Source organism: Enterobacter sp. CM29 (assembly GCF_013179605.1).
Lineage (GTDB): Bacteria > Pseudomonadota > Gammaproteobacteria > Enterobacterales > Enterobacteriaceae > Enterobacter > Enterobacter intestinihominis.
On sequence record NZ_JABMCU010000307.1, the window covers coordinates 1 to 2,661 of the forward strand.

The 2,661-nt window shown below is 60.7% G+C and carries 3 protein-coding genes and 1 pseudogene; all 4 read right to left on the bottom strand.

Annotated features, from left to right (window positions below; translation table 11 throughout):
* Positions 1-512 (bottom strand): ATP-binding cassette domain-containing protein (locus HP459_RS22305; RefSeq protein WP_171936864.1); only part of this gene is annotated, 512 nt, incomplete at its 3' end.
* Positions 509-1,300, bottom strand: a complete 792-nt coding sequence (gene ssuC, locus HP459_RS22310) for an aliphatic sulfonate ABC transporter permease SsuC (protein WP_023299738.1) — start codon at positions 1,298-1,300, stop codon at positions 509-511. The genes HP459_RS22305 and ssuC, both read right to left, overlap by 4 nt.
* 9 nt (positions 1,301-1,309) lie before the next feature.
* The gene (gene ssuD / locus HP459_RS22315) at positions 1,310-2,455 is read right to left on the bottom strand and encodes an FMNH2-dependent alkanesulfonate monooxygenase (protein ID WP_038415787.1); all 1,146 of its coding nucleotides are present in this window, start codon (positions 2,453-2,455) and stop codon (positions 1,310-1,312) included.
* Positions 2,452-2,661, bottom strand: a pseudogene (locus HP459_RS22320) (aliphatic sulfonate ABC transporter substrate-binding protein); the annotation flags it as partial. The gene ssuD and the pseudogene HP459_RS22320, both read right to left, overlap by 4 nt.

Genomic DNA, 2,661 nt, shown 5'->3' on the forward strand with positions numbered 1-2,661 from the left:
ATCTCGATCCGCGTCAGGGCATCAAGCGCGCCGAGCGGTTCATCAAGCAGCAGCAGGCCGGGACGATGAATCAGCGCGCGTGCCAGGGCCACGCGCTGCTTTTGTCCACCCGAGAGGGCCGCAGGCCACTCTCCCGCACGATTCTCCAGCCCGACGGCGGCGAGTGCCTGCCGGGCGTCCTCCCGCCAGCTGCCCTTCAGGCCCAGCCCGACGTTATCCATCACCGTTTTCCACGGCAGTAGACGCGCGTCCTGAAACATCATGCGCGTATCATCCTGAATCGTGGACAGCGGCGTGGTGCCTGCCAGAATGTCACCGCTGTTTGGCGCCTCCAGCCCGGCTAAAAGACGCAGCAGGGTACTCTTGCCGCCACCGCTGCGGCCAACAACGGCCACAAACTGTCCGGCAGGAATATGCAGATCCAGTGCATTCAGAATAGTGTTATCACCGTAGCGTTTGGTCACGCCGTTCAGCAGTAACGGTGTTCCCTGGTTCAGTCGTGCAGTATTCATGCTTTCGCCTCCTGAGCGGTGTAGGCCGGGTTCCAGCGCAGCCAGCTACGTTCCAGCCACTGGGCGCTGACGTCCGCAAGTTTGCCGAGCAGGGCATAAAGGATAATGGCAACCACCACCACGTCCGTTTGCAGGAACTCGCGGGCGTTCATCGCCAGATAACCAATGCCGGAGTTGGCCGAAATGGTTTCCGCCACGATCAGGGTTAGCCACATCAGGCCGAGCGCAAAACGCACCCCAACCATAATGGAGGGCAGGGCGCCCGGCAGGATCACATGGGTAAACAGGGCAAAACCTGACAGGCCATAGCTGCGGGCCATCTCAACCAGACCGCGATCGATATTGCGGATCCCATGCCAGGTATTGATATAAATCGGGAATAATGTTCCCAGCGCCACGAGGAAAATTTTGGCGCTCTCATCAATGCCGAACCACAGGATAACCAGCGGAATAAGCGCCAGATGCGGCACGTTACGCAGCATTTGAACGGAGGTATCCAGCAGCCGCTCACCCCAGCGGGACAGGCCGCTGATCAGCCCCAGCGTCAGGCCGATGCTCCCGCCAATCGAAAAGCCGATTACCGCGCGCCAGGAGCTGATGGCAAGATGTTGCCACAGCTCACCGCTGGCGCTTAGCGACCAGAACGCTTCCACAACGCCCTCCGGAGAGGGCAAAATACGGCTCGACAGCCAGCCAGTTGAAGACGCCAGTTGCCAGACGAGGACAATGCCGACGGGCAGAAACCACGGTGCGGCGCGCAGCAGCCATTTTTGTGCGGTTGAAGACATGGTGGCTCCTTAACTTTGCGCGACTTTTCTCGGGATAAACGCATTCGCCACGGCTTCGCCCTGCAACTGAAGCTGACGTGGCTGCGGAATCTCCGGGATAGCGACATCCAGGTGCGGGAAGAGCAGTTCACCCACCTTGTAGGCCTCCTCCAGATGCGGGTAGCCAGACAGGATAAAGCTGTCGATCCCCAGCGCCGCGTATTCATTAATGCGTGCCGCTACGGTTGGACCGTCGCCGACCAGCGCCGTACCGGCGCCGCCGCGCACCAGACCCACCCCGGCCCACAGGTTCGGGCTGATCTCAAGATTTTCACGCTTGCCGTTGTGCAGGGAGGCCATTCGGTGTTGGCCCACGGAGTCGGTTTTGGCAAACGCCGCCTGTGCTTTGGCGATAGTGTCGTCGTCCAGATGAGCGATCAGACGGTCGGCGGCTTGCCAGGCCTCGTCGTTGGTTTCGCGTACGATCACGTGCAGGCGAATGCCGAAGCGCACCGTACGGCCATGTTCTGCGGCTTTGGCGCGTACCTGAGCAACTTTCTCTTTAACCAGCTCCGGTGGCTCGCCCCAGGTCAGATAGAGATCGACCTGCTCAGCCGCCAGCTCCTGCGCCACGTCCGACGATCCGCCGAAATAAAGGGGAGGGCGCGGCTGCTGTACCGGCGGGAAGTAGAGTTGCGCATCGCGAACGTGGATATGTTTTCCTTCGAAGGTGACGGTTTCCCCTTCCAGCAGACGTCGCCAGACGCGGGTGAACTCTGCGGAGGCTTCATAGCGCTCGGTATGATCGAGAAAAACGCCATCGCCCGCCAGCTCCTGCGGATCGCTGCCCGTCACCAGGTTGAACAGCGCGCGGCCGTTGGAGAGCCTGTCCAGCGTTGCCGCCTGGCGTGCCGCGACGGTGGGCGACACCACGCTTGGGCGCAAGGCTACCAGGAATTTCAGGCGCTGGGTGACGGGGATCATCGACGCGGCAACCAGCCACGCGTCCTCACATGAACGGCCCGTCGGGATCAGCACCCCGGTAAAACCGATGCGGTCTGCCGCCTGGGCGATCTGCTGTAGATAGCCGTGATCGACCGGGCGGGCGCCTTCTTCTGTGCCAAGATAGTGTCCATCACCGTGGGTGGGTAAAAACCAGAAAAGATTCAGACTCATGATTTTTTTCCTTCAATGCCAGCGGGTTGCCAGATGCGTTCGCGAATATTCACCTGCTTTGGAACCAGGCGGTTTTGATAAAAGAGGTCTGCCGTTTGCTGCTGGAGGGCGGCAACGTGGGCGTCAACCGGCGCTATGGTGGTGGGAGGACGGTGGTCAAGATAGGTGGCGATCACCGGTTCAGGCAGGCCCATGGTTTTTGCCAG